Source organism: Flavivirga jejuensis, from assembly GCF_030540765.1.
Taxonomy (GTDB): Bacteria; Bacteroidota; Bacteroidia; order Flavobacteriales; family Flavobacteriaceae; genus Flavivirga; species Flavivirga jejuensis.
Genome location: NZ_JAUOEL010000001.1, coordinates 897,145 through 922,167 on the forward strand (window position 1 = coordinate 897,145; position 25,023 = coordinate 922,167).

Genomic DNA, 25,023 nt, shown 5'->3' on the forward strand with positions numbered 1-25,023 from the left:
GATTTAGCCGTAAATTTGAAGTATTATAAAGATTAAAAATAACCAATTATGAGTATTATAATTAATATCCACGCAAGACAAATTCTAGATTCAAGAGGAAATCCTACAGTTGAAGTAGATGTAGTAACTGAGAATGATGTATTAGGAAGAGCTGCTGTACCATCTGGTGCATCAACTGGAGAACATGAAGCTGTTGAATTACGTGATGGAGGTAGTGCCTATATGGGAAAGGGTGTCACTAAAGCTGTAGATAATGTAAATTCTATTATTGCTAAAGAATTATTAGGAGTTTCTGTATTCGAACAAAATTTAATTGATCGAATAATGATCGATTTAGATGGAACACCTAACAAGTCAAAATTAGGAGCTAATGCCATTTTAGGAGTTTCTTTAGCTGTAGCAAAAGCTGCTGCTGGTGAGCTAGGTTTACCGTTATATCGTTACGTAGGTGGTGTTTCTGCTAATACATTACCATTACCAATGATGAATATCATTAATGGAGGATCTCATAGTGATGCGCCTATTGCATTTCAAGAGTTTATGATTATGCCTGTAAAAGCTAAAAACTTTACACATGCTATGCAAATGGGAACAGAAATTTTTCATAACCTTAAAAAAGTTTTACACGATAGAAATTTAAGTACTGCAGTTGGAGATGAAGGTGGATTTGCACCAAATCTAGCAGGAGGAACAGAAGATGCTCTAGAAACTATAGCAAAAGCAGTTGAGAATGCTGGATATAAATTTGGTGATGAAGTTAAAATTGCTTTAGATTGTGCTTCAGCAGAGTTCTATGAAAATGGACAATACGATTACAAAAAATTTGAAGGCGATGCTGGTGTTGTAAGAACAAGTAAAGAACAAGCAGATTATTTAGCAGAATTAGTGGCTAAATATCCTATTATTTCTATTGAGGATGGTATGGATGAGAATGATTGGGAAGGTTGGAAATACTTAACAGAATTAGTTGGAGATAAAGTGCAGTTAGTTGGGGATGATTTATTTGTAACTAATGTAGAACGTTTATCTCGAGGTATTGAAAATGGCATCGCAAATTCAATCCTTATTAAAGTAAACCAAATAGGTACATTAACCGAAACTATTGCCGCTGTAAATATGGCACATAATGCAGGTTATACGTCTGTAATGTCTCACCGCTCTGGAGAAACAGAAGATAACACCATTGCAGATTTAGCAGTGGCCTTAAATACAGGACAAATTAAAACAGGTTCTGCATCTCGTAGTGATCGTATGGCTAAATACAATCAATTACTTCGTATCGAAGAAGAATTAGGAGACGTTGCTTATTTTCCTCAAGAAAAAGCCTTCAAAATAAAATAGAAATTATAGAATTTATAAAAAAGCGGTTATTATTTTTTAATAATCGCTTTTTTTATTGCCATCAAATTTATTTATACGATAATTGACTTAAATCATTAGCTAGAAGCTTTAAAAATCCTGATAGATTTCGTAATTTAGCATTCCGCTAAACAAAATTAATTTACTACATATATATGGCTAATATTGCTACCTTAGAAATAAACGGAGAAAAATATGAATTTCCTTTAATAGAAGGAACAGAAAAGGAAGTTGCAATTGATATAAAAAACCTTAGAAGTACTACAGGAGGTGTTACTACCATAGACCCTGGTTATAAGAATACGGGTTCATGTGAAAGCAGTATTACCTTTTTAGATGGCGAAAAAGGAATTTTAAGTTATAGAGGTTATAGTATTGAAGAACTTGCTGAAAAAGCAGATTTTTTGGAGGTTGCTTATTTACTGATTTTTGGTGAATTACCGACTAAAGAACAAAACGATAAATTCCATGAAGATATCAAAGCAGAATCTTTGGTTGATGATGATATTAGAAAAATTGTAGATGCTTTTCCTAAGTCTGCACATCCAATGGGTGTATTGTCCTCACTAACAAGTGCTTTAACAGCATTTAATCCATCTTCGGTAAATGTAGATTCTGAAGAGGATATGTATAAGTCTGTAGTAAGAATACTAGGGAAATTCCCAGTATTAGTGGCTTGGACGCTTCGTAAAAAACAAGGATTGCCTTTAGATTATGGTGATAAGAATTTAGGTTATGTAGAAAACGTCTTGAAAATGATGTTTAAGAAACCTAATGAGGAATATGTTCAGAATAAAATTGTAGTCGATGCTTTAGATAAACTTTTAATTCTGCATGCAGATCATGAGCAAAACTGTTCAACGTCTACAGTTAGAATAGTAGGTTCTTCTCATGCTGGATTATTTGCATCACTTTCTGCTGGTATTTCTGCTCTTTGGGGACCACTTCATGGAGGAGCGAATCAAGCCGTATTGGAAATGCTTGAAGCTATCAAAGAAGATGGAGGAGATACTAAGAAGTATATGGCTAAAGCTAAAGACAAAGAAGATCCATTCCGTTTAATGGGATTTGGTCACCGTGTTTATAAAAACTTTGATCCACGTGCTAAAATAATAAAAGTAGCAGCAGATGAAGTCCTTGCAGATTTAGGTGTTGAAGACCCTATTTTAGAAATAGCAAAAGGCTTGGAGCAAGAAGCGCTAAATGATGATTATTTTGTGAAACGTAAACTGTATCCAAATGTAGATTTCTATTCTGGAATTATATACAGAGGTATGGGAATCCCAACAGATATGTTTACAGTAATGTTTGCTCTAGGACGATTACCTGGATGGATAGCACAATGGCGTGAAATGCGTTTACGTAAAGAACCAATTGGTAGGCCAAGACAGTTGTATATTGGTGAAACAAAAAGACCCTTTGTACCGATTAATAAAAGATAAATTTTAATACGTTTTTGTATTATTACTAAGCTTCATAATCTTTTTATGAAGCTTTTGTTTTTTTTGAGCAATATATTTTAGAATAATTCAAAAAGTGTTTTATTATTATTAGTTTTGCCCCCTCAATAATAAAATGCCTTTTTTAGGATTATAAGTATGTTAAAATTAAATATTAAAAACGAAACATCAAGATTAAGAGCTGTTGTTTTGGGTACGGCTCAAAGTAATGGTCCTATCCCTAAAGTTGAAGCATGTTATGATCCTAAAAGTATTGAGCATGTACTAGCTGGAACCTACCCGAAAGAGGAAGACATGATTTTAGAAATGGAAGCAGCAGCAGCAGTTTTTAAAAAATATGATGTTAAAGTATACAGACCAGAAATTATTAAAGATTGCAATCAGATATTTTCTAGAGATATCGCTTTTGTAATTGAAGATAAGATTATTCGAGCTAATATTTTACCAAATAGAGAAGAAGAGGTAAAAGCCATAAAATATATTTGGGATCAAGTAGATAAAGAAAACAGGATTATATTACCAGAAGCATGTCATGTTGAAGGAGGCGATGTGATGGTATGGAATGATTATATTTTTATAGGAACCTATTCAGGTGAAGATTATCCAGATATAATTACAGCGCGCACAAATATGGATGCGGTTATAGCCATTCAAGAACTATTCCCTAATAAAATTGTTAAATCGTTCGAACTTAGAAAATCTAACACAATTGCTAAAGACAATGCATTACATTTAGATTGTTGTTTTCAACCTATAGGAAAAGATAAAGCGATTCTTCATAAAAATGGTTTTTTGGTTGAGCGTGAGTATGAATGGTTGGTCGATTTCTTTGGAAAAGAAAACATTTTCGAAATAACTAAAGACGAGATGTATGAAATGAATAGTAACGTATTTTCCATTTCAGAAGAAGTTATTATTTCAGAAAAAAACTTTACGCGTTTAAACTCCTGGTTAGCTGATCAAGGTTTTACAGTTGAAGAAGTTCCTTATGCTGAAATTGCTAAGCAAGAAGGGTTATTACGTTGTTCTACAATGCCTTTAATCAGGGATTAGTCTTTTATAAACTAAGATTGTTTTTATTGTAGATAACAATCATTTCCATTTTTTAAGTTATAAATTTAGAGTTTAAATTGAATAACATGCAACAAATAACAAACACTATTTTAATGATTCGCCCTATAAATTTTAGGATGAATGAGCAAACAGCTGTAAACAATTATTATCAAAAAGTAATTGATAACTTATTGCCAGAAACAGTTAATGCTAAAGCACAGCAAGAATTTGACGGATATGTTGAAAAGCTAAGAGCAATAGGTGTGAATGTTATAGTTGTTAACGACACGGACGTAGCTGATACACCAGATGCAATTTTTCCAAATAATTGGGTGTCATTTCATGAAAATGGAAATGTAGGTATATATCCTATGTTTGCAAATAACAGACGTTTAGAGCGTCGTGAAGATATTTTAGATACTTTAGAGGCGAATGGGTTCCTAATAAATAATATTGTCGATTACACGAGTGCTGAAGAAGAGGAGGTATTTCTTGAAGGAACTGGAAGTTTATTGTTAGATCGTATCAATAGAAAAGCATATTGTGCATTGTCTCCAAGAGCAGATGAAGATTTATTTATTGAATTTTGTGAGGATTTTGAATATACACCAGTAATATTTACCTCCTACCAAACAGTGAACGAAACTCGCAAAGCCATTTATCATACTAATGTTATGATGTGTTTGGGAGAAACCTTTGCCGTTATTTGTTTAAGTAGTATTGATGATAAAAAAGAACGCAAAAATGTTATCGGTCATTTAAAAGAAAATAACAAAGAAATTATTGATATTACCGAAGCTCAGGTTAGTAATTTCGCAGGCAATATGTTACAAGTAAAAGGAGCTGACGATGTGCGTTATTTAATTATGAGTCAAGCCGCTTATGATTCTTTAACAAAATCTCAGATTGAGAAATTAGAAAAACATACCAAAATAGTGTCTAGTTCTTTAAATACTATTGAAGCTTGTGGTGGTGGTAGCGCTCGTTGTATGATGGCAGAAGTATTTTTACCTAAAGCTTAGAAACTGTTTGAATTTTATCCTTTAGTTTATTTTGTCGTCTTAAGCCCCATTCTGTAACAAAATATCTTTAAATAGCGATGTTATTCGCATTTATTTTTACTTGACTAAGAACTTAATCCACCCAACTAATAATTCAAAAACAAAGCTTAAACAGTTTCTTAATCTCCATTAGGTCTAGATTTAGGCAGTTGAAGATAGAATGTACTACCTACTCCTTGGGTGCTTTCAACCCAAATTTTCCCGTTATTCAATTCTATTAGCTCTTTACAAATAGAAAGTCCTAAACCAGTACCTTTTTCATTATTAGTACCAACGGTAGTAAACGAATTGTTTTTGAATAGCTTCTCTAAATTTTGTTTAGAAATGCCAATACCTGTATCTGCAATACTTACAATACAACTTCCGTTGCTAATATGGTTCGAAATAGTAATGGTATCGCCGTTTTTACAGAATTTTAAAGCATTTGCGAGTAAGTTTTGAACAACAATTTCAAACATACTTCTATCTGCGTAAGCAAAGTCACGTAAAGAATGGTCGACTAAAGTAATGCCTTTATTCTCCATACGCTGATCAACAAGTTTAACCTTATCTTCAAAAACTTCTTGAATATCAAATAAGCTAGGCTTTGGCTCTAACGACTGCATTTGAGATTTAGACCAATTTAATAAATTAAATAATAATAATGATGCGTTGTTCGCGTTTTCACTCAATTCTGGAATTAAATTATCGAACTCTTCTCTAGATAAAGAACCGTCTTTAAGTAAGTCTATAAAACCATTAATAGAAGATAGAGAATCTTTTAAATCGTGAGAAACAATAGAGAATAGTTTATCTTTTACATTATTAACATTTTCAAGATGTTTGGTTTGTTCTTGAAACGCTTCGTTTTGTAATTCAATTTTAATATTTTTCTCTTCTAATTCTTGAGTGTACTTTATATTGTTATTACGTTTTAGGTAAATTAAAACTAAAAAGGTAGATACAATAGCGAGTGCTGCTAACAACGCGTAAAAAATTAGCTTAAACCTGTCAAAACGCTCTTTAGTTTGGGTTATCTCAACAGTTGTTGGACTAGTAACTACTTTTGTTTCTTCAACTGGTTTGTCAAAATCTGGATTTAGTTCTAATTCTAGAGGTTCGTTTGTATTCGAATCAATTGCTATTTCATTTTTATCAAGCGTATTTTTTAAATCGTAATATTGACGTTGCCAAATAAAAGCTCTGTCAAATCGTTTTTTTATAGAATCTAACGATTTCATCAAGCTGTAATGCTTGAGTAATTCTTCTTTATTATCTATTTTTTTAGCTATAGCACCTGCTTCAAGTAATTGTCGTTCAGCCAAGATTAAGCGCCCTTGTTGTAAATTTAAATTACCAAGATTATTTAAAGCAGTTAATAAACCTTCATTATATCTACCACGTCTATTAATGCCTAAACCTTTTACTAAGTATTGTGCCGCTTTTTCATAATCATTAAACTGTAAATATTCACCACCTAATTTAGGGAAAATGCGTCCACGTATAGAATCGTTGCTAGTTTCTTTATTGGCTAATACTTTTTCGTAATATTCTATCGCTTTTCTATGTTCCTTTTTGTAAGAGTATAAATCAGCTAATTGACTGTTTGATCGATTGATGCCTTTAACATCGTTTAATTGTTCTTGAATATTTAAAGCTTTTAAATAAAATGCCATTGCTTTATCGAAAGCATTAATGTTAAAATAAGCATCAGCTAAGTTGCTATAAGCCAATCGTAGGTCGTTTGTTAAGTGCCTTTTCTCTAATTCTTTAATAGCAGCAAGCGAGAATTGTAATCCTTTAGTGTAATTTCCTCTCTTAATTTCAATTAAACCAATACTGTTATTTACTTTAGCGACTCCAAGTGTATCGTTTAATTTATTAAATAAATCTTTAGATTTTTCATAACCACTAACGGCATTTATATAGTCGTCTTTTTTAGCATAGATTAATGCTTTATAATAGGTAACTTCTGCAATGCCCTTATCGTATTGTAAATTGTTAGAGAGTTTTTCACTTTCAATAATATATTTTAATGCTCTATCATAATCGTTTAAATTATAAAGCGATTTAATAAGCTTTAAAGACGTTTCTATTTTTAAAGTATCTTGATTTTGAAAGGCTAATTCTATAGCAAGGCTATCTACATCATTGGTTTGAGAGAACCCCATGAACATAGATAAAAATATACTTAAAGTAATTATTTTCCTCATACAATATTTATACAATTATAAACAAAGCAATAATTAAAAGCATCTTAAGTTTGAGGGAAAATAAGATTGCTTTATTAAACAGTAACGTATTTGTTAGTGTTAAAATTTCCAATAAATGGATTTACTAATAGCTTTACTGAACAAAAGTTGGAAAAAGCCTTGTTAAAATCTAATTTCTGGGTTTTAATGCGAATAAATTAGACGAAAGGATGAAGAAAAATTAACAGAAAAATCGACTAATAGATGAACGGTAAAAATCATAGAAAAAGAGCACTTTTGTCGATGAAATGCATAATTTTTTAAGATGTTTTTTTAGGTCATGTCCAACCTCTTGTCGATGAGTAATTTATTTGTTTTTTGTATTTAATGATATGTAGTTTTTTCATTTTAAGAACCTTCTGTTTTATTAAGATCAATTTTGGGGGTGATGCTTTGATAAAAGTTTTATCTTTGCTCTCTTAAAAAAATGACCATATAATGAGCCTTCAAGAGACTTTATCTAATCAAGTAAAGCAAGCTGTAAAATCTAGTTTTAATATAGAATTAGAAACGGTAGAATTTCAAGCAACCAGAAAAGAGTTTGCTGGAGATATTACTGTTGTTATTTTTCCTATGTTACGTTTTGTGAAAGGTAACCCTGTACAAATAGGGGAAACTATTGGTAATTACCTAGTGGAACATGTAGCAGATGTTAAGGCTTTTAATGTGGTGAAAGGATTTTTAAATGTTGAGATAAGTGATTCCTATTATATCAATTTTTTTAATGGCATAAAAAATAATGATACTTATGGTTTTGTTACGCCTGCGGCGGAAGGAAAAGCGGTTATGGTAGAATACTCTTCGCCAAATACTAACAAACCATTGCATTTAGGGCATGTACGAAATAATCTTTTAGGTTATAGTGTTGCCGAAATTTTAAAAGCAGCAGGAACGAAAGTTTACAAAACTCAAATTATTAACGATAGAGGTATTCATATTTGTAAAAGTATGCTGGCCTGGAAACGTTTTGGAAATGAGGAAACTCCAGAAAGCACAGGTTTAAAAGGAGATAAATTGGTTGGGAACTATTATGTAAAGTTCGATCAAGAGTACAAAAAAGAAATTCAAAGTTTAATACATTCGGGTGAAACAGAGGAAGCAGCTAAAAAGAAGGCGCCAATTTTATTAGAAGCCCAAGACATGCTTTTAAAATGGGAAGCTGGAGATGAAGAAGTGGTTGCGCTTTGGAAGAAAATGAACAGCTGGGTATATGATGGTTTTGACATCACCTATAAAAATTTAGGTGTTGATTTTGATACTTTATATTATGAAAGTAATACCTATTTATTAGGAAAAGAATTTGTTACTGAGGGATTAAAATCGGGGGTTTTTATTAAAGAAGAAGATGGTTCGGTTTGGTGTGATTTAGCCGAAGACGGATTAGATAAAAAAATAGTACAACGTGCGGATGGTACTGCGGTTTATATGACTCAGGATATTGGTACTGCTATACAACGTATTAAAGATTTTCCTGATGTTAGTGGTATGGTTTATACTGTTGGTAATGAGCAGGATTATCATTTTCAGGTATTGTTTTTAATTTTAAAGAAACTTGGTTTCGAATGGGCTAAAAATTTATATCATTTAAGTTATGGTATGGTAGATTTGCCTAGCGGAAAGATGAAGAGCAGGGAAGGTACCGTCGTTGATGCCGACGATTTAATTGATGATATGGCTAAAACCGCTGGTGAGATTTCTGAAGAATTAGGGAAACTTGATGGCTATTCTGATGATGAAAAGCAGGCGCTTTATAAAACCATTGGTTTGGGAGCTTTAAAATATTATGTTTTAAAAGTAGATCCTAAAAAACGTATTTTATTCGATCCTAAAGAATCTATCGATTTTCAAGGGAATACAGGCCCTTTTATTCAGTATACCTATGCAAGAATTCAATCTATATTAAGAAAGGCTAATTTAGATGCTTCTGTCACACTGAGTGCTTCGAATTCGCTTAACTTCGACGAAGTGTCTTTACACGCAAAAGAAAAAGAACTTCTTAAACAAGTTCAATTATTCCCAGAAGTTATACAAAATGCAGCAGCGCAACATAGTCCCGCTTTAATTGCTAATTATACTTACGATCTGGTTAAGGAATTCAATTCCTTCTATCAAAATGTATCCATCTTAGGTGCGGATAATGATAATGAGAAATCGTTTAGAGTACAGCTTTCAAATACAGTTGCTAATACTATTAAAAATGGATTTGGACTGTTAGGGATTTATGTTCCTGAACGGATGTGATATTTGTTTATTTAACAATTAGTTTATGAAAACGTCAGTAATGAGAAAATACGAGTGTTTTTTGCTAGCTTAATTAGTTTAGTAAAAGTGAAAATCTTTTATCTAAAATTTTGCTGTTATTCGTTTGTTGCAATTTTCTATTCAACTTCTAAAAATTTTTGATACGAATTTTACGAATTCAGTTTTACCACGTTATTCTTTTGTTTCAGTATTTCACGCAGACTTAGTTATTCTCAAATAAATACTTATCTACCCATTTAGGAATTCTATCGCTTCGATATGTTACTGTTTTAGCTTTATGGATGTCAAGAATTAATCTAGATTTGCTTTCACTATTATCAAATATGAAAGTTCTGTAAGTTGACTTTATTGCATCTTGTAACATTTCTAAACTTCTATAATATCTTTCTTGTATTTTATTTGCTGGAACTGGATGACCACCATTCATAACTCTTTCTATTACACGCGATTTATTGATTTCAACACTTTCGGTAGATATAAAATATAAATAGTTTTTATAGTTATTCCCTTTTGAGAATTTTAAAGTTTCTATTTTAGAAGGATGAGACATTACTGTTTCGAAAGAGAGTTTTTGTCCAGACTTAATTAGCTCCTGCCTCAAAAAATCGGTCAAAATTGATGCTTCATAAGAATGAGTTTGAGAATTAGGGTTTAAAATTAAACCATCTTTAAAAATTAAGTCAATTTTATATCCATCATTTGTAGCTTTTTTAAATAGGGAATGAGAAGAAATGAAATCATTAAATTTTGCTCCAATTTCAATCGAAAGATTATAATCTGAAATTTCAATTGAGTTTTCTTTTTTGAGTTTTTTTTCTATTTCATCTGCGTTTAAATAAATACCTAAATCTAAATCGTAGTCTGTTTTAATTTCATTAAATACAGTGCTTTTACCTGAACCATTTGGTCCAGCAAACATTCTCAATCTTTTATTTGACATTTATTTCTATTCTAAATAGTTAAAGAGAAGTCGTTTTTCCAATTTTAACTCGTCTCTCTTCTAATTTAGAAATAACTTGATTAGGCTTACCAGGTCTTTTTCGGATAAGTTTTCCATTTTGAACAATGATGATTTCGTGAGCAACTTTTTTAGCTCTTTCGAATCCTTTTTTTGTACCCTCAGCAGCAATCCTTCCTAATAAAGATAAGTCTTTTCTGTCCTCAACAATTCTAAGTTCGACTGCAGCTTTTTCAGATTGAGATTTATCTTTTTTAGATAAATACTTTTTATTGATATTTTCTAATCTAACTTTTTCCATTGACTTTAGAAGGATACATTTATGTTAAAAATACAAATAATGTGCCAATCTGCCAAATAGCAGACAATAAGTTAATATAAAATCGTCTCAATGTTTTATATTTAATGTTAATCAAATTTATATGTTTTTTCTGATAAATTAAAATCACAAAATCTCTTTTACATCTTCGTTTTCTGCATCATCATCTTTCTTTTCAATAAGTTCAATAGTATACTTGGGAGCATTGTCTTTTTTGTAATAAGTAATTGGTACAGGTAATGCTGCTGCTAAGGCAACCATGAATATTAAGGCGAATAACCTTAGTGTCTTTTTTAAAGTCTTCATTATGGTAATAGTAAAGAGGCTGTCTAAAAAGTGTGATTCTGAATATTACCGAGAAACAAAACATATTTTGTTTCGAAGAAAGCAGCAAAGCAGTGAAGAATCTCTATAAATTTTAATGTTTTGATTTTTAGATAAAAAAGATTCTTCGCTTTGCTCTGGATGGCAAAGTTTATCACCTTCAGGCAGCCTTGATTAAAAAATAAATTGAAATAGTGCCTGAGTATAGGCAATTAGGTATCGTTAATTTATTCTATGAAGATACTTTTGGAATCGATTGTTTGGGTTTGAGCAATAAGATTTTGCTCTAGAAGATTATTATAGTCTTCGAATTGTAAAATGATTTCCTTTTGAGATTTAAAACTAATATTAAAGTCAAAAGCATGACTATTTAACAGCGATTTAAAACTAAAAACAATATACTGATTGTTTGTTACTTTTTGAGCTTGTTTAGCTAAAGGCTTGTATTGTTTAACTGTTGAGTGTCTGCTTTTGTTTTTATTAACAAAAAGCTCGGTTTGAGGTTTTTCATGATTATAAGAAACATTTGTAAAGCCTGAAAACGATACTAAAGTAATTAGTAAAACAAGGAAGCTAAATATATGTTGTACGCTTCTTAAAAAGATCATGTTACAAAATTAAGGATTTAAAAATGAATTCTTAAACTAACATTAGGAGTGATGCCAAGGGATTCATTTTCAATTTTGTTGACCATATTAGTATCATCCAAAGTGTAATAGGTGTTTATAATATTTTTTTTATTTAAAACATTCCAAACGGATGCTCCAATAGTTGCTCGTGTGGTATTAGAAATATTAAAATCATACGAGGCAGAACAATCTGCACGTAAATAATCTTCTAAATTAGTACTATTAGGAGAAGCGTATGTGATATCTCTATTATCTGGGGCATCCTCTGTGTCTGGGAGCGTTGTGGGTTTCCCAGAATGCCAATTAAGCCCCATTGCTAGTTTAATGCCGTTTTGTGTATAGGTTCCAGCAAAAGAAAATGTATGTCTAATGTCTGAATTATTAGGGAATTTTTCACCGTTATTTAACGACGGAAACAGATAATTGTTCTTGTTATAAGAATAAGATACCCAGCTGCTTATAGTATTACCAAATTGTTTGTTCAATAAGAGGTCTATTCCTTTAATGTCATAGCTACCAATACTGTTTACGAATTGATATTGGTTTTGAAAGCCTTGACTTCTTGTGGTAATACCATCTACTTTTTTTAGATATCCTTCAGCGCTAATTAGCAATTTGTTTTTGTTATAATGAATACCTGCCGATATTTGTTTGCTTTTTATAACAGGAACAGGATAGATGGTTTTGCTATTAATAATTATATTATCACTGTTATTGTTAGCTAATACCCACCTGCGCTTTTCAATACCCAAAAAATCATTTTGTAAATCGATTATTTGAGTCGTAGTTTGATGTTTAAATTCTCCTAATATTTCGAACCTGAAATTATTAAAAAAACGTTGACTAAATCTTAATCTGGGTTCTGCTAAAAGGAGTTTAAACTTGTTTATATAATTTAATCGCGTTCCTACTGTTACATTTGTTTTGATATTATTAGATAAAAGTGATGTTTCTGCATAAATAGCGTGGCTTCTAATAACATTTTTAATATAGCTTCTAAATAAGGGGTTATTAATGTCTTCTAAATTACTAATACCAACTTCAGTGAATTGGTAGCCACCATTTATTTTCAATCGGGGATTATGCTCGTAATTAATATCAAATTTAGAAGAACCATCATATACCTCGTTTTCTTGAATGAGACGTTGGTCGTTAAAAATATCAAAATTCGTAGCATCCAGATCATAATTAGAAACATAGATTTGGTATGTTGTTGAAAGTCTATGAGTCCAATCTCTGGTATAGGTAATTCCAATTGCAGAATTTTGTTGAGATAGTTTACTGTTTAAAGCTTCATCTCTATTATTAATAGTCGATCGTTCATCATAATTTAATCTGTTATTCACATTTAAAAGATGAAACCTAAGTTTATCTTTTTTAGAAATGTCATACAAGAACTTTGCAGTTATATCATAAAAGTAAAAGGTCTCATTTTGAGAAACGGAATTGTTACTATAATTACTAAAATCTGAATCTTGAAAAACACGTTTAAAATATTGATCGTAAGTAGGTGTAACTACTAGGTCGGTAACAGAACGTCGTGTAGATAATTGTAATTCTGTTTTTTTTGATAATGGAATTTTAGCATACCCATCGACATTAATTAAGTTAAAACCAAGCCCTCCTTTAAATTCGTTATCAATATCGTCTGATAATTCGATGTCTATAATACTCGAAATACCATCACCATATTTAGCACTGGTACCATTTTTATATACATTAACACGTTTGGTTGTATATGGGTTGAAGGCAGAAATAAGTCCGAAGAAATGCCCAGATTGATACATTTTTATACCATCCCATAACAGTAAATTTTGATCGTGAGTGCCACCTCTTACATTTATATTGGATACTGTTTCGTCTACACTCAAAACACCAGGAAGCGCTTGAATTGTTTGTAAAACATCAGGTTCTATTAAACCAGGAAGGATGCCAAAAGACTCTGGTTTTATAGTGATAGACCCATCATTTAATTTTGTAATACCGTTAGTAAGGTAGTTAGTAACAACAACCTCTTCAAGTTTCTGTACTCTGAAATCGTTTTTTTCTTTTTTTAAAAGCTTAATGACTACAAAGCGACTATCCAATAATTTGAAATCTAGTTTGGTCTCATTTTTAAGAAAAGCTATAAGAGCTTCTAAAGTTAAGTCTTCATTAGGTAAGATGATTTCTTTATTTTTAATCGTTTCGTCTGCATAAGAAAAACTAATGTTGTACCGCTTTTCAAGACTATTTAAAATAGACGAAAGGGGGTACTTTTCTTTTTGAATGGTTTGGGCTTTTAGGTTTGCAATATTCAAAAAAAGTAAAAACAAAAAAATAGAAAGTGTATATTTTCTACTCACGTTTTAGTATTATAGTATTGTTTACTTTACTATAAGTTACGTGTAAAGGTAGGGTAATTGCTTTTATTGCCACATCTATATTATCATGAGCAAAACTACCTGAGAATAGTTGTCTGGAATCAATATTTATTAATGTAATATCAACATCGTATTGTCTTTCAAATTCTGCAATAACTCTACTATAAGGTAAACTTTTAAAAGTACTTTCGTTATTTAACCACGAAGGCGATGTGCGATTTTCTTTTTCTTTAACAATTATTTTCCCGTCGATAATTAAAAAACTGTTACCAGGTTTTAACTTTGTTTCTTGAGAATTGTAAGTGACGCCAACCAAACCTTCGTAGCAAATAACCTCAAAATAATTGTTCCATTGTTTAACATTAAATTGAGTTCCGTAAACAGTTACAAGCCCTGTTTTTGTTTTTACCTTAAATGATGATCCTTTTGCAACTTTAAAAAAAGCCTCACCATTAAGTTCTACTTCTCTATTATTTTTCCAATCCTTTTTATTGAATGTTAATAATGATTTTGCATTTAACGACACACTAGAAGCATCTGGTAATTCTATGGTTGTTTTTTGAGCAAACTCAGTAGTTATAGTAGTATCTAAAGTAGTTGTGTAATAATATAGACTAAAACAAATAGCAAGTATAGCTGCAACACGCATGAATGGTTTAAACCAATGTGTTGATTGTTTTTTATTACTTTTAATAGTGTTTAAAACAGCATCCAATTCTTTAGAAGTGTTATAATCATCTACTTTAAAAGCTTGTAAGCCTTGGTTTAATTTTACTAAATCATCATAATCTTCAAGTGTTTTAAACGCTTCAAGTTCTTGATCATTCAGATCGTTATTTAACCATTTCGATATTAAAATGTCTCGTTTCATAATCTTATTACAACTATATAACAGTTAACTTTTATTTTTCCCTACCCTGATTTTAATTTTTTTTCAAAAAGTTTAAATTTCAGTGTTCAGTGTTCAGTGTTCAGTGTTCAGTGTTCAGTTGGTTTTGTGTCTTTTTGAGAAATAAAGGATACAAAACCTAAAAGTCAGATTCCAAAAGTTTAATTTTCAAACTTCAAACTTCAAACTTCAAACTTCAAACTTCAAACTTCATAACTCCTTAATATCCTTCCGTAGCTTAGTTAAAGCACCATAAATACGTTTTTCAACTGCTTTAGTAGAAATACCTAAAAGTCCTGCGATTTCTTTAAAACGTTTTCCTTCAACGCGATTCATCATAAAAGCAGTACGTTGCGCTTCTGTTAAATTAGCTAAGGCTTTTTGTAATTTATCCATATACTCGTTCTCCTGCATTATAAATTCAGGACTTTCATTAGTATACATCTTAGGTTTGGTTTGTTGATGCTTTAAAACAACTTTTTGGTGTGCCGTTTCATTTAACATTAAATTATTGGCAGTAGTAAATAAAAAACTTTTCGCCTTATCTGGAGATATATTTTTACAGTTTTCCCAAAGTTTAACAAAAGCTTCTTGTACTTTATCTTTTGGGTTTAGTAATTCTCCAAACTTATAATATAAAAAATTGTGTAGATCTTTAGAGAGTTTGTTAAATATGGAAGAAAACATACGCTCTTCGCAAATATTCTCATGTAGCTTTTTTTCCATGTATAGTTGGTAGTTGAAGGCACTAAATTAAAAAAAAAGGAAAGACGGGGTAGGAATTTTTAAAGTAATCCTGTTTTATATTCAAAAAGCTATGTTTAACCCAAAATTAAATATCATGAAAACTAAAATGAGAACATTATTATTAATGCCTTTTTTTGCCCTTTTATTCTTTACTTCTTGTCAGGAGGAAAAAGTTGAGATTACACCACCTGCAGAAAGTGAGGCTCTTGTTGCCACTTCAGAGCTAACAAGTTTTATTAGCGCCACGTCTGCCAAGGATGGATCTATAGATAATATTATTGATAAAGCAAGTTGTTTATCTATAGAGTTACCAGTAACAGTTGTTGTTAATGGTCTTGAAATTATTGTTGACTCAATAGAAGATTATAAGGTCATTGAGACGATCTTTAATAAGTTTGAGGATGATGACGATAATCTTGAAATAGTATTTCCTATCACAATTATTTTGTCAGACTATACGGAGATTTCACTTAGTAGTCGTGAAGATTTAGAAGCATTCATTGATGAGTGTGGCGAAGAAAACGAAGAAGATGAAGATATAGAATGTATCGATTTTCAATACCCATTATCTTTTTCGATTTACGATACGTCATTTCAAGTTATAGACGTTATTACCGTTGAAAATGATAGAGATTTATTCTTTTTTATTAAACGTGTAAAAAATGAGGAAGGCTTACTTGCCAGTCTTAATTTTCCTGTAACTATGGTTTATGCTGATGGAACAACAACCGTTGTAAATAATAATGAAGCATTAGAAAGAACTATTGAAGAAGCAAAAGATACTTGTGATGAAGATGATGATAATGATTATGGAGATGACGATTTTACCAAAGAACGTTTAGATAATTTATTAAAAATCTGTCCTTGGGTTGTTCATGAATTTCAAAGAAACGAAGAAGATTTATACAATCAATACAGTGAGTATGCAATTGTTTTTAAAGAAGATAATGTTACTCAAGTACGTACTAGAGATGGTGATATATTAACAGGAACTTGGACAACACGTGTAACAGATAACGGTGCTTTAATAAAGCTAGAATTTGATACGTTGGTAGACTTCACATTAGAATGGTTTGTTTATGAAATAGAATATGGGAAAATAAAATTATACCAAGCAGGAGGTAATAAAATTATCTTAGAAAAAAACTGTGATGTTGTTATTGATTTTACTCAAGAAAGAATAAAAAGCTATTTACAAGAGTGTTTATGGAGAGTATCACGTTTAAGTGTTGACGGTGTCGATAACGAAAAAGATTATATAGGAACCCCTTTAAGTTTCTTTGAAAACAACGTTGTTAAACTTAGAGTTAAAGGTGAATTGGTTGAAGGAACTTATAGCATATCTGAAGACAATGCAAATGGCTTTATCCTTCAAATAGCTTTAGAAAACAGACCTGATTTACAATTAGAATGGTTAATAACTTTTCTTGAGCCAGATTTAATAAAACTGGAGTCGTTAGGTAATAGAGACAATAAAATGATGTTGAAAAGACACTGTGCAGATGAAGATGTAAACTATATTGATAGTGTCGTTACTAATGGTCAATGGGAAGTTGCTTCATACATAGATGAAGATGTCGATAAAACTGATGAATTATCTGATCATACAATAATATTCCTTGAAAGTGGCTATGTAGATGTTATTGCTCCTGGAGGAGGTCTTGATTTTATAGGTGGTTCTTGGTTAGCGTATAGAAATGAAGGTTTATTCCTTGGTTTGCAGTTTGAAGCTAAAGACCAGTTTGCACCGTTTTATGAGCTTAACCATAGATGGGAAATAAAAGAAATTTCGCAAGATAGAATCGAATTAAAAGATTTAGATGCTAATGGAGGCATTGAAAGAATATTAGTTCTTGAGTGGATAGAATGGTAATTAATTGCTATTATTTTAAAAAAGGAAAACTTGTCTTTTCGATTTGGTAGGTTAATTAGTTAAGTAAGTCTCCTTTATATAGACTGTCAGATCATATGATCTGACAGTCTTTTTTTATTCCATTTTTTATAATAAGGCACTTCTTTAGTACGCTTCAAATCATTAACTTTGCTACTCTTAAAATTAAAAGTAAATTATGTTTAATAATTTAAGCGATAAATTAGATAAAGCCTTACATGTTTTAAAAGGACATGGAAGCATCACGGAAGTTAATGTTGCAGAAACTTTAAAAGAAGTTCGTCGTGCATTACTTGATGCCGATGTTAATTTTAAAATAGCCAAAGAGTTTACAAATAAAGTTAAGGAAAAAGCGCTTGGTCAAAATGTTTTAACAACATTACAACCAGGTCAGTTAATGGTTAAAATCGTAAAAGATGAGTTGACCGAACTTATGGGAGGCGATGCCGAAGGCATTAACCTTTCTGGTACTCCAAGCATTATATTAATGTCTGGTTTACAGGGTTCTGGTAAAACCACCTTTTCTGGTAAACTTGCTAATTATCTTAAAAATAAAAAAACTAAAAAACCATTATTGGTGGCCTGTGATGTGTATCGTCCAGCAGCGATCGACCAATTACATGTAGTTGGAGATCAAATAGGCGTTGAGGTTTTTAGTGATAGAGGAAATACAGATCCAGTAGCCATTTCTAAAGCTGGTATTGCTCACGCAAAAGCAAATGGACATAATGTCGTTATTATTGATACCGCGGGACGTTTAGCTGTCGATGAGGTGATGATGACCGAAATATCAAATATTCACAAGGCTATCCAGCCACAAGAAACATTGTTTGTTGTCGATTCTATGACTGGTCAGGATGCGGTTAATACAGCAAAGACCTTTAATGATGTATTGAATTTTGATGGTGTTATACTAACCAAATTAGATGGTGATACTCGAGGTGGTGCGGCAATCTCGATAAAATCTGTAGTAAACAAGCCAATTAAGTTTATTGGTACAGGTGAAAAAATGGAAGCGATTGATGTGTTCTATCCATCACGTATGGCAGATCGTATTCTTGGGATGGGTGATGTTGTTTCTTTAGTTGAAAGAGCTCAAGAGCAATTTGATGAAGAAGAAGCACGTAAGCTTCAAAAGAAAATAGCTAAAAACCAATTTGGTTTTGACGATTTCTTAAAGCAAATCCAGCAGATTAAAAAGATGGGAAACATGAAAGACCTTATGGGTATGATTCCTGGTGTTGGAAAAATGATGAAAGATGTTGATATTGATGATGATGCTTTTAAAGGTATTGAGGCTATTATTCATTCCATGACACCTAATGAAAGAAGCAATCCGTCTATTATAAATTCAAGTAGAAAAATACGTATAGGAAAAGGCTCAGGAACTTCTGTACAACAAGTAAACCAACTGTTAAAGCAATTTACTCAAATGAGTAAAATGATGAAAATGATGCAAGGTGGCGGAGGCAAAAAGGTGATGCAAATGATGAAAGGCATGAACTAAATTAGTATTCGGCGAGCAGTTTCAGTGAACAGTTGTTAGTAATTAAAAAAATAAGAAAATAATTTAGTGCCTTTACGTCTTAGCGATAAAATATTCGTGAATTCGAGGCAAGTAAACTTTTAAAGGATGGTAATACTTGACGGAAAAAAAGTAAGCAATGATATTAAAAATGAAATTGCAGTTGAAGTTCAGAAAATAAAAGATAAAGGAGAAAAGGTGCCTCATTTAGCAGCAATTATTGTTGGTAATGATGGAGCAAGTTTAACCTATGTTGGTAGTAAAGTGAAAGCTTGTGAGCGCGTTGGTTTTGAATCTACTTTGGTTCAAATGTCTAATACAACAAGTGAAATTGAGTTATTAGAAAAAATAAAAGAACTTAATGAAAATGCTGATATTGATGGTTTTATAGTGCAATTACCATTGCCTCCACAAATTAATGAACAAAAAGTATTATTAGCTGTAAATCCAGATAAAGATGTAGATGGTTTTCATCCTACAAATTTTGGTAAAATGGCTTTAGATATGTCGACCTTTATTCCCGCAACACCATTTGGGATTTTGGAATTATTAGACCGTTATGGTGTAGAAACTAAAGGGAAACACACAGTTGTTATTGGGCGTTCTCATATTGTTGGTAGACCTATGAGTATTTTAATGGGACGTAAAGGGTTTCCTGGAAACTCTACGGTAACTTTAACACATAGCCATACCAAAAATATCACTCAAATTACATCGCAAGCAGATATTATTATTTCGGCATTGGGAGTTCCTAATTTCTTAAAAGCAGAAATGATTAAAGACGATGCTGTTATTGTAGATGTTGGGATTACGCGTGTTACAGACGAGACGAGACCAAGAGGTTATAAAATCGTAGGTGATGTGGATTTTGCTAATGTTAGTAAAAAAGCAAGTTACATTACACCTGTTCCTGGTGGTGTAGGTCCTATGACCATTGCTATGTTGCTTAAAAACACATTACTTGCTCGAGAGAGACATAACAATATATAAACAAATAGTATATTATTAACTTATATAAAAAACGCGTTATAAATTTTTTAGTTTGTAACGCGTTTTTATTGGACTCAACTATAGTTGTAAAGGGGTACTTCGTTTTTAGCTCCTAAAAATTTTTGACGCGATTCATACGAATTCAGTTTTGCCTGTTTATTCTTTTATTTCGGTATGACACGAAGTAGATTTTCAGTTTGCCAAAACAAACCTATGGACTTCCAGTCTTAAGTTACAGTTATATATTTTTATAAGCAGACTTACTCTACTCAGTTTAACAAATAATTGTCTTAAATCCTTAGAATATTTAAACTCCAAAACATTTCTTGAAGAATCTTTAAAAAGTATGACCGCTTGTTTTTAATATGTAAAGTAATTTGATTTCTAAATAAGTATGTGTTTAAAAACTGAAACTACTTTTTATTACTGATACCTTAATTTAACCGAGAATAACAAAAAAAAATTTTGTTATTAAGTTAGCTTAATAGATGTAAACGAATCATCATTAAAATAATTATTGTTATATTGCCTTACGCGCTATGCGTAAATACTTATAAATTTATGGCGATAAAAATCAATAGGCTTAAAGTTTTTTTTAATCCAGACCCTAAAAGAGTAATAATCCGCTTTTTTATGCCTGGAGGAGAAGAAAGAGCAAAAAAAATTATAAAAAGAGTTATAGCAATGCCTAAGGGAGTTGCTTCACAAGTATTGAACCAGACACTAAGAGATTTTAGCAATCGGCATCGAAATATAACTCGCATACTTTTAAATCATTATAAAAAAGTAACTTTTTTATTTTCAGAATTAGGGATAGATTCGTCCAGTATTTCTAAAGAAATAAAATTATTAATTGGTGCTTATTTTACCCATGAATATTCTATAGAATCAGCTGCATTTTTTAATCCTTCAATGGTGGAAGACCCAGATCAATCACACTTAGAAGAAGGGCAGAAAAGAGTAATTGTTAGTTTTAGGGCGACTGGAGAAGGACATGTGTCATCGATAGTTTTTAGGGGGGCGATCTTAGATAAAAGTAATCAATTAGAGTTTGGTTCGGTGAGTAAATTAGTCGATATCGCTGAAACGATACAGTTACATGAATATAAAAAAACAGACTTTATACTCAAGTTAAAAGACATGAAGTTTGATGATAAAGAAGTCGTAGAAAAAATATTAGGTAATTTAAATGAGACGTTCCTCTTTAGAGAGTTAATTCATAATATAAATCAGTTTGAAAATAATCATGAAATAACAGTAGAAAATAATAAAGTACTTCATGCTATTAAATTTATAGCGAATGCTCAATATCAAATTAGTTTTTCTTTAGATACAGCTATAAGTGAGAGGGTTATTTTTCCTGTAACGGATGCTGAGAGTAATGGATTAGAAGATGCTAGATTTGTGAAATTTACAGAAGATAATGGGGATGTGAAATATTATGCAACATATACTGCTTATAATGGTTTCGTTATAATGCCTCAACTTATAGAAACAACAGATTTTTATACGTTTACTGTGATGCCTATTTATGGGAAACAAGCACAAAATAAAGGGATGGCTATGTTTCCTAGAAAAATAAACGGGCAATATGCTATGTTATCAAGGCAAGACGGAGAAAATAATTTCATCATGTATAGTGATCAAGTAAATAATTGGGACAATGACCCAATATTACTTCAAGAGCCCAGATACCCTTGGGAGTTTGTACAATTAGGAAATTCTGGTTCACCTATAGAAACAAGTAAGGGGTGGCTTGTTATTACGCATGGTGTAGGAGCTATGCGCAGATATGTTTTAGGCGCTATTTTATTAGATTTAAATAATCCTAGTATCGTATTGGCTCAACTTGATAACCCTTTATTAATTGCTAATGAAAAGGAAAGAGAGGGCTATGTACCTAATGTAGTTTATTCTTGTGGTTCTATAATAAATGATGATAGTATTATTATTCCTTATGCGATGAGTGATACTAGCAGTGGTTTTGCTTATGTTTCTTTACAAGAGGTGTTTGATAATATGGTATATAGCAACAGAAGAAAAAAAGGCACTCCGTTACATGATGCTAAGCGAATATTATTGGTAGATGATGATAAAACTAATCTGGCTATGGTAAGCCAAATGCTTGTTGGGGATGGGTATTTAGTTGATGAGGTCACAGATGGCGTTCAGGCTTTAGTTGCTATTGGAAAAAGTACGTACGATTTAATACTCTCTGATATTGAAATGCCGAACTTTAATGGCTATCAATTATTGGAATTCATAAAAAGTGAATCTATAAAAATACCAGTTGTATTTCTTAGTTCTCATAATAGTGAAGCTGATGAAATTAAGGGATTACAATTAGGTGCCGCCGAATATTTACCCAAACCTGTACAAAAAGATTTATTAAGGTTGCGTTTAAAAAATATTTTTAGATAAAGTAGTATCTGATAAATTGGGTAAATAGAAAATCAGATAGGTGTTATAAAGCTTGTATCTAAATACTTGTTTTGTGTTTTTTGTAGTTGTAATTTGTTTGCTTATTTAAGTTGTAAATAGGCTGTTTTTTGCTAATGAATTTTGAGAAGCTTTTATTACTTTTTGTTGACTACTCCATACGGTTAAATATGATAATAAATAAGAAATAGTACTTTCGGCTCCTTGATTTCTATTTACACAATGTGCCTCTAAACCATCGCAACAACCTTTCGATTCATCATCATATAAAGGAATAAACAAATCGTTATTACCCATAAACCAACTAAATGCTATAAGCATTTTTTGATGATATTCCTTTTCTTTAGTAATTTCAAAAGCTTTGTTATACATCATTATCATAGCCATTGCATTAATAGGTTGCTGCCCTTGTGCGGGTCTTTTTTCACCTTTATAATACCAAGTGTTTCCTATTAAAGTAATTCTGTTATTTCTGTAAGTTTCTTTATCTAGAAAATTGGTGCTTTCAATTGCTACAGTATAAATTTCTTTATCTTTTATTAGGTCGTATGCATGCCACAATGCTAAAGGTATTATAGCATTATCATAACATAAAATAGGTTCGAACCATTTCCATTCACTATCACTTTCATCTTTGTATTGATGTAATAATTTATAAGTTAGTAAATTCATTAAATGTATAATGCTTTCATTATCTGGATAACGCTTTAAAAAATGACAAAGCCCAATTATTATATTCGCTATGGCTCTTATTGATGTGATTTTTTCAAAATGATGGTAAGACTTAAAGAAAATATCTTTCGCAAATTGGAAATGGCTATCATTTGGAGCCAATCTAATTAAGTAACCCATAGCCCATATGGTTCTTCCAAAGGAATCTTCTGAGCCTTTTTCGTCTAAAAACTTTTTTTCATAACTCATATCGTTATGAAAAAAGCCATCTTCCATTTGCATTAGTTTTATATACTTTAAATATACATCAGCAAGACCTATTGAGCTTTTGTCAACGTCTAGTTCATAAGCCATTAAAACAAGCAATAAGGCTCGAGCGTTATCGTCAAGGCAATATCCTTCTTTATAATCTGGGACAGAATAATTGGCATGTTCTAATATACCCATATCATCTGTTAATCGTTTAATATGATCCATATTAAACTTGGGTAGTGATAGTAATTTTTCATCAAGAGTAATTAATGGGGTATTACTAATTTCATCAAGCATTTTAATATATTGTAAGCCAATTTTATTCCAATACATTTTTTTACCATAATTGAAAGCGGCGTCTTTTATATTGGCAATCTTATCTGGGTTATCTAGTAAATTACATAGGGTTTTTGCCAGATCATCACTATTATTAAAAGCAAATGTATTTCCTCTGTCATCAGCGAGTAATTCTTTAGCATGCCAAAAAGGAGTTGAAACAATGCATGCTCCAGCACCAATTGCATAGCAAATTGTACCACTAGTTATTTGTGCTTCATTTAAGTATGGTGTTATGTATATATCAGATTCTATTAGAAATGCTTTTATATCTTCTTCTTTAAAAAAACCATCTTCGAAAATAACATTGTCAGCTACATTATTTGTTTTTGCTAAATTTTTAAGATAATCACGATACTCTTCATTAGAATGCTTTTTTACATTTGGATGTGTTTGTCCCAATACAATATAAATAACATCAGGATGTTTGTCTATTACTTCTGGTAGTGCATTAATAACTGTTTCTATACCTTTACTACGTCCTAAAAAACCAAATGTGCCTAATACTTTTTTTTCTGGATAATTAAATTCTGTACCAGTGTTTTCTATTTCAGAAAAATCAGGAACACCGTGATGAATAAATGCGATTTTTTGTAGAGGTATTTCGTATATAGTAGTTAGGAAATCAATAGCCAGATTACTCATTACTACCAATTTTTGTGATAAGCAGCCTATTTTTTTAAGAATATGTTTTTCGTGATAATTAGGGGTTTGTAATATGGTATGTAATGTGGTAACAATTGGTATTTTTAATTGCTTTAGCAGGCTTAATATAAATACACCGCTTTCTCCTCCAAAAATTCCAAATTCATGCTGGAAAATACAAATATCTGGATTACTATCATTTATAAAATGAGCTGCTATAGTGTAATCTTTTGGCTCTTGTTGTCTTATAGTATGTTTAACTATTTCAGGATATTCATATTCCTGATTGCAGTCGTTCATTGCAACTACAAGCACTTCATTGTTCGTTTCTTTGCAGTTTGCAGCTAGAATAGAATTAGCTAAGTTGGTAGTAAACGTTGCTATACCGCAACGTCTGGGCATATAATTGCCAAGAATAATAATCCTCATTTTTTTCTTTTTAAAGGTTAAAAGAAAGATTTATGTAAATAATAAAAACACTGTAAGTTAATTCTTTATGGTAAGATAATACAACATATTAGTAGTTATTTTCTATCATTTTTATTAACAGGATCGTTTTATAAATTTGGCAGTATGATTTTTATTGTATAAATGATAAGGTAACATTTATACATTTGC

At 31.2% G+C, this 25,023-nt stretch carries 18 protein-coding genes; 9 read left to right on the top strand and 9 right to left on the bottom strand.

Going from position 1 to position 25,023, the window contains the following annotated elements; all coding sequences use genetic code 11:
- Positions 1-48 precede the first annotated feature (48 nt).
- From eno to ctlX, 4 genes are all read left to right on the top strand, one after another.
- A complete protein-coding gene (gene eno, locus Q4Q40_RS03975) occupies positions 49-1,341 on the top strand; it encodes a phosphopyruvate hydratase (RefSeq protein ID WP_303300405.1) in 1,293 nt (430 codons plus the stop codon).
- A 173-nt stretch (positions 1,342-1,514) separates the two neighbouring features.
- On the top strand, positions 1,515-2,801 hold the full coding sequence (locus tag Q4Q40_RS03980; protein ID WP_303300406.1) for a citrate synthase: 1,287 nt from the start codon (positions 1,515-1,517) through the stop codon (positions 2,799-2,801).
- A gap of 156 nt (positions 2,802-2,957) precedes the next feature.
- On the top strand, positions 2,958-3,872 hold the full coding sequence (locus tag Q4Q40_RS03985) for a dimethylarginine dimethylaminohydrolase family protein (protein WP_303300407.1): 915 nt from the start codon (positions 2,958-2,960) through the stop codon (positions 3,870-3,872).
- 86 nt (positions 3,873-3,958) lie between these two features.
- The gene (gene ctlX / locus Q4Q40_RS03990; protein ID WP_303300408.1) at positions 3,959-4,894 is read left to right on the top strand and encodes a citrulline utilization hydrolase CtlX; all 936 of its coding nucleotides are present in this window, start codon (positions 3,959-3,961) and stop codon (positions 4,892-4,894) included.
- Positions 4,895-5,052: 158 nt separating this feature from the next.
- On the opposite strand, the gene Q4Q40_RS03995 is transcribed toward ctlX, so the two are convergent.
- Positions 5,053-7,125 carry a tetratricopeptide repeat-containing sensor histidine kinase gene (locus Q4Q40_RS03995; RefSeq protein WP_303300409.1) on the bottom strand — a complete coding sequence of 691 codons (2,073 nt, stop codon included), beginning with the start codon at positions 7,123-7,125 and terminating at the stop codon, positions 5,053-5,055.
- Between the two features lie 477 nt (positions 7,126-7,602).
- On the opposite strand from Q4Q40_RS03995, the gene argS reads away from it, so the two are divergent.
- Positions 7,603-9,405: an arginine--tRNA ligase gene (gene argS, locus Q4Q40_RS04000; protein ID WP_303300410.1), complete on the top strand. Its 1,803-nt coding sequence runs from the start codon at positions 7,603-7,605 to the stop codon at positions 9,403-9,405.
- Between the two features lie 223 nt (positions 9,406-9,628).
- Here argS and Q4Q40_RS04005 read toward each other — a convergent pair whose 3' ends face one another.
- From Q4Q40_RS04005 to Q4Q40_RS04035, 7 genes are all read right to left on the bottom strand, one after another.
- Positions 9,629-10,366: an ATPase gene (locus Q4Q40_RS04005; RefSeq protein WP_303300411.1), complete on the bottom strand. Its 738-nt coding sequence runs from the start codon at positions 10,364-10,366 to the stop codon at positions 9,629-9,631.
- 19 nt (positions 10,367-10,385) lie between these two features.
- Entirely contained in the window at positions 10,386-10,685 is a 300-nt protein-coding gene (locus Q4Q40_RS04010; protein ID WP_303300412.1) for a hypothetical protein, read from the bottom strand.
- 144 nt (positions 10,686-10,829) lie between these two features.
- Positions 10,830-11,009 carry a hypothetical protein gene (locus tag Q4Q40_RS04015; protein ID WP_303300413.1) on the bottom strand — a complete coding sequence of 60 codons (180 nt, stop codon included), beginning with the start codon at positions 11,007-11,009 and terminating at the stop codon, positions 10,830-10,832.
- Positions 11,010-11,254: 245 nt separating this feature from the next.
- Positions 11,255-11,635 carry a hypothetical protein gene (locus Q4Q40_RS04020; protein ID WP_303300414.1) on the bottom strand — a complete coding sequence of 127 codons (381 nt, stop codon included), beginning with the start codon at positions 11,633-11,635 and terminating at the stop codon, positions 11,255-11,257.
- A 17-nt stretch (positions 11,636-11,652) separates the two neighbouring features.
- Entirely contained in the window at positions 11,653-14,001 is a 2,349-nt protein-coding gene (locus Q4Q40_RS04025; protein WP_303300415.1) for a TonB-dependent receptor plug domain-containing protein, read from the bottom strand.
- The gene (locus Q4Q40_RS04030; protein WP_303300416.1) at positions 13,994-14,890 is read right to left on the bottom strand and encodes a FecR family protein; all 897 of its coding nucleotides are present in this window, start codon (positions 14,888-14,890) and stop codon (positions 13,994-13,996) included. The genes Q4Q40_RS04025 and Q4Q40_RS04030 overlap by 8 nt, the downstream gene beginning before the upstream one ends.
- Positions 14,891-15,118: 228 nt before the next feature.
- A complete protein-coding gene (locus Q4Q40_RS04035) occupies positions 15,119-15,634 on the bottom strand; it encodes an RNA polymerase sigma factor (RefSeq protein WP_303300417.1) in 516 nt (171 codons plus the stop codon).
- 115 nt (positions 15,635-15,749) lie between these two features.
- On the opposite strand from Q4Q40_RS04035, the gene Q4Q40_RS04040 reads away from it, so the two are divergent.
- The 4 genes from Q4Q40_RS04040 to Q4Q40_RS04055 all read left to right on the top strand — a co-directional run bounded on the left by Q4Q40_RS04040 (position 15,750) and on the right by Q4Q40_RS04055 (position 22,482).
- The gene (locus Q4Q40_RS04040) at positions 15,750-17,528 is read left to right on the top strand and encodes a hypothetical protein (RefSeq protein ID WP_303300418.1); all 1,779 of its coding nucleotides are present in this window, start codon (positions 15,750-15,752) and stop codon (positions 17,526-17,528) included.
- 196 nt (positions 17,529-17,724) lie between these two features.
- Positions 17,725-19,053, top strand: coding sequence for a signal recognition particle protein (ffh, locus tag Q4Q40_RS04045; RefSeq protein ID WP_303300419.1), 1,329 nt, complete (start codon positions 17,725-17,727; stop codon positions 19,051-19,053).
- A 126-nt stretch (positions 19,054-19,179) separates the two neighbouring features.
- A complete protein-coding gene (locus Q4Q40_RS04050; protein WP_303300420.1) occupies positions 19,180-20,061 on the top strand; it encodes a bifunctional 5,10-methylenetetrahydrofolate dehydrogenase/5,10-methenyltetrahydrofolate cyclohydrolase in 882 nt (293 codons plus the stop codon).
- A 561-nt stretch (positions 20,062-20,622) separates the two neighbouring features.
- Positions 20,623-22,482: a glycoside hydrolase family 130 protein gene (locus tag Q4Q40_RS04055; protein WP_303300422.1), complete on the top strand. Its 1,860-nt coding sequence runs from the start codon at positions 20,623-20,625 to the stop codon at positions 22,480-22,482.
- 105 nt (positions 22,483-22,587) lie between these two features.
- Here Q4Q40_RS04055 and Q4Q40_RS04060 read toward each other — a convergent pair whose 3' ends face one another.
- Positions 22,588-24,834: a glycosyltransferase family 4 protein gene (locus tag Q4Q40_RS04060; protein WP_303300423.1), complete on the bottom strand. Its 2,247-nt coding sequence runs from the start codon at positions 24,832-24,834 to the stop codon at positions 22,588-22,590.
- Between the last annotated feature and the right edge of the window lie 189 nt (positions 24,835-25,023).

What these genes read in the sequence shown, in the direction of transcription:
- eno (WP_303300405.1), top strand. Translation starts at nt 49, where the DNA reads ATGAGTATTATAATTAATATCCACGCAAGACAAATTCTAGATTCAAGA.
- Q4Q40_RS03980 (WP_303300406.1), top strand. Translation starts at nt 1,515, where the DNA reads ATGGCTAATATTGCTACCTTAGAAATAAACGGAGAAAAATATGAATTT.
- Q4Q40_RS03985 (WP_303300407.1), top strand. Translation starts at nt 2,958, where the DNA reads ATGTTAAAATTAAATATTAAAAACGAAACATCAAGATTAAGAGCTGTT.
- ctlX (WP_303300408.1), top strand. Translation starts at nt 3,959, where the DNA reads ATGCAACAAATAACAAACACTATTTTAATGATTCGCCCTATAAATTTT.
- Q4Q40_RS03995 (WP_303300409.1), bottom strand. Translation starts at nt 7,125, where the DNA reads ATGAGGAAAATAATTACTTTAAGTATATTTTTATCTATGTTCATGGGG.
- argS (WP_303300410.1), top strand. Translation starts at nt 7,603, where the DNA reads ATGAGCCTTCAAGAGACTTTATCTAATCAAGTAAAGCAAGCTGTAAAA.
- Q4Q40_RS04005 (WP_303300411.1), bottom strand. Translation starts at nt 10,366, where the DNA reads ATGTCAAATAAAAGATTGAGAATGTTTGCTGGACCAAATGGTTCAGGT.
- Q4Q40_RS04010 (WP_303300412.1), bottom strand. Translation starts at nt 10,685, where the DNA reads ATGGAAAAAGTTAGATTAGAAAATATCAATAAAAAGTATTTATCTAAA.
- Q4Q40_RS04015 (WP_303300413.1), bottom strand. Translation starts at nt 11,009, where the DNA reads ATGAAGACTTTAAAAAAGACACTAAGGTTATTCGCCTTAATATTCATG.
- Q4Q40_RS04020 (WP_303300414.1), bottom strand. Translation starts at nt 11,635, where the DNA reads ATGATCTTTTTAAGAAGCGTACAACATATATTTAGCTTCCTTGTTTTA.
- Q4Q40_RS04030 (WP_303300416.1), bottom strand. Translation starts at nt 14,890, where the DNA reads ATGAAACGAGACATTTTAATATCGAAATGGTTAAATAACGATCTGAAT.
- Q4Q40_RS04035 (WP_303300417.1), bottom strand. Translation starts at nt 15,634, where the DNA reads ATGGAAAAAAAGCTACATGAGAATATTTGCGAAGAGCGTATGTTTTCT.
- Q4Q40_RS04040 (WP_303300418.1), top strand. Translation starts at nt 15,750, where the DNA reads ATGAAAACTAAAATGAGAACATTATTATTAATGCCTTTTTTTGCCCTT.
- ffh (WP_303300419.1), top strand. Translation starts at nt 17,725, where the DNA reads ATGTTTAATAATTTAAGCGATAAATTAGATAAAGCCTTACATGTTTTA.
- Q4Q40_RS04050 (WP_303300420.1), top strand. Translation starts at nt 19,180, where the DNA reads ATGGTAATACTTGACGGAAAAAAAGTAAGCAATGATATTAAAAATGAA.
- Q4Q40_RS04055 (WP_303300422.1), top strand. Translation starts at nt 20,623, where the DNA reads ATGGCGATAAAAATCAATAGGCTTAAAGTTTTTTTTAATCCAGACCCT.
- Q4Q40_RS04060 (WP_303300423.1), bottom strand. Translation starts at nt 24,834, where the DNA reads ATGAGGATTATTATTCTTGGCAATTATATGCCCAGACGTTGCGGTATA.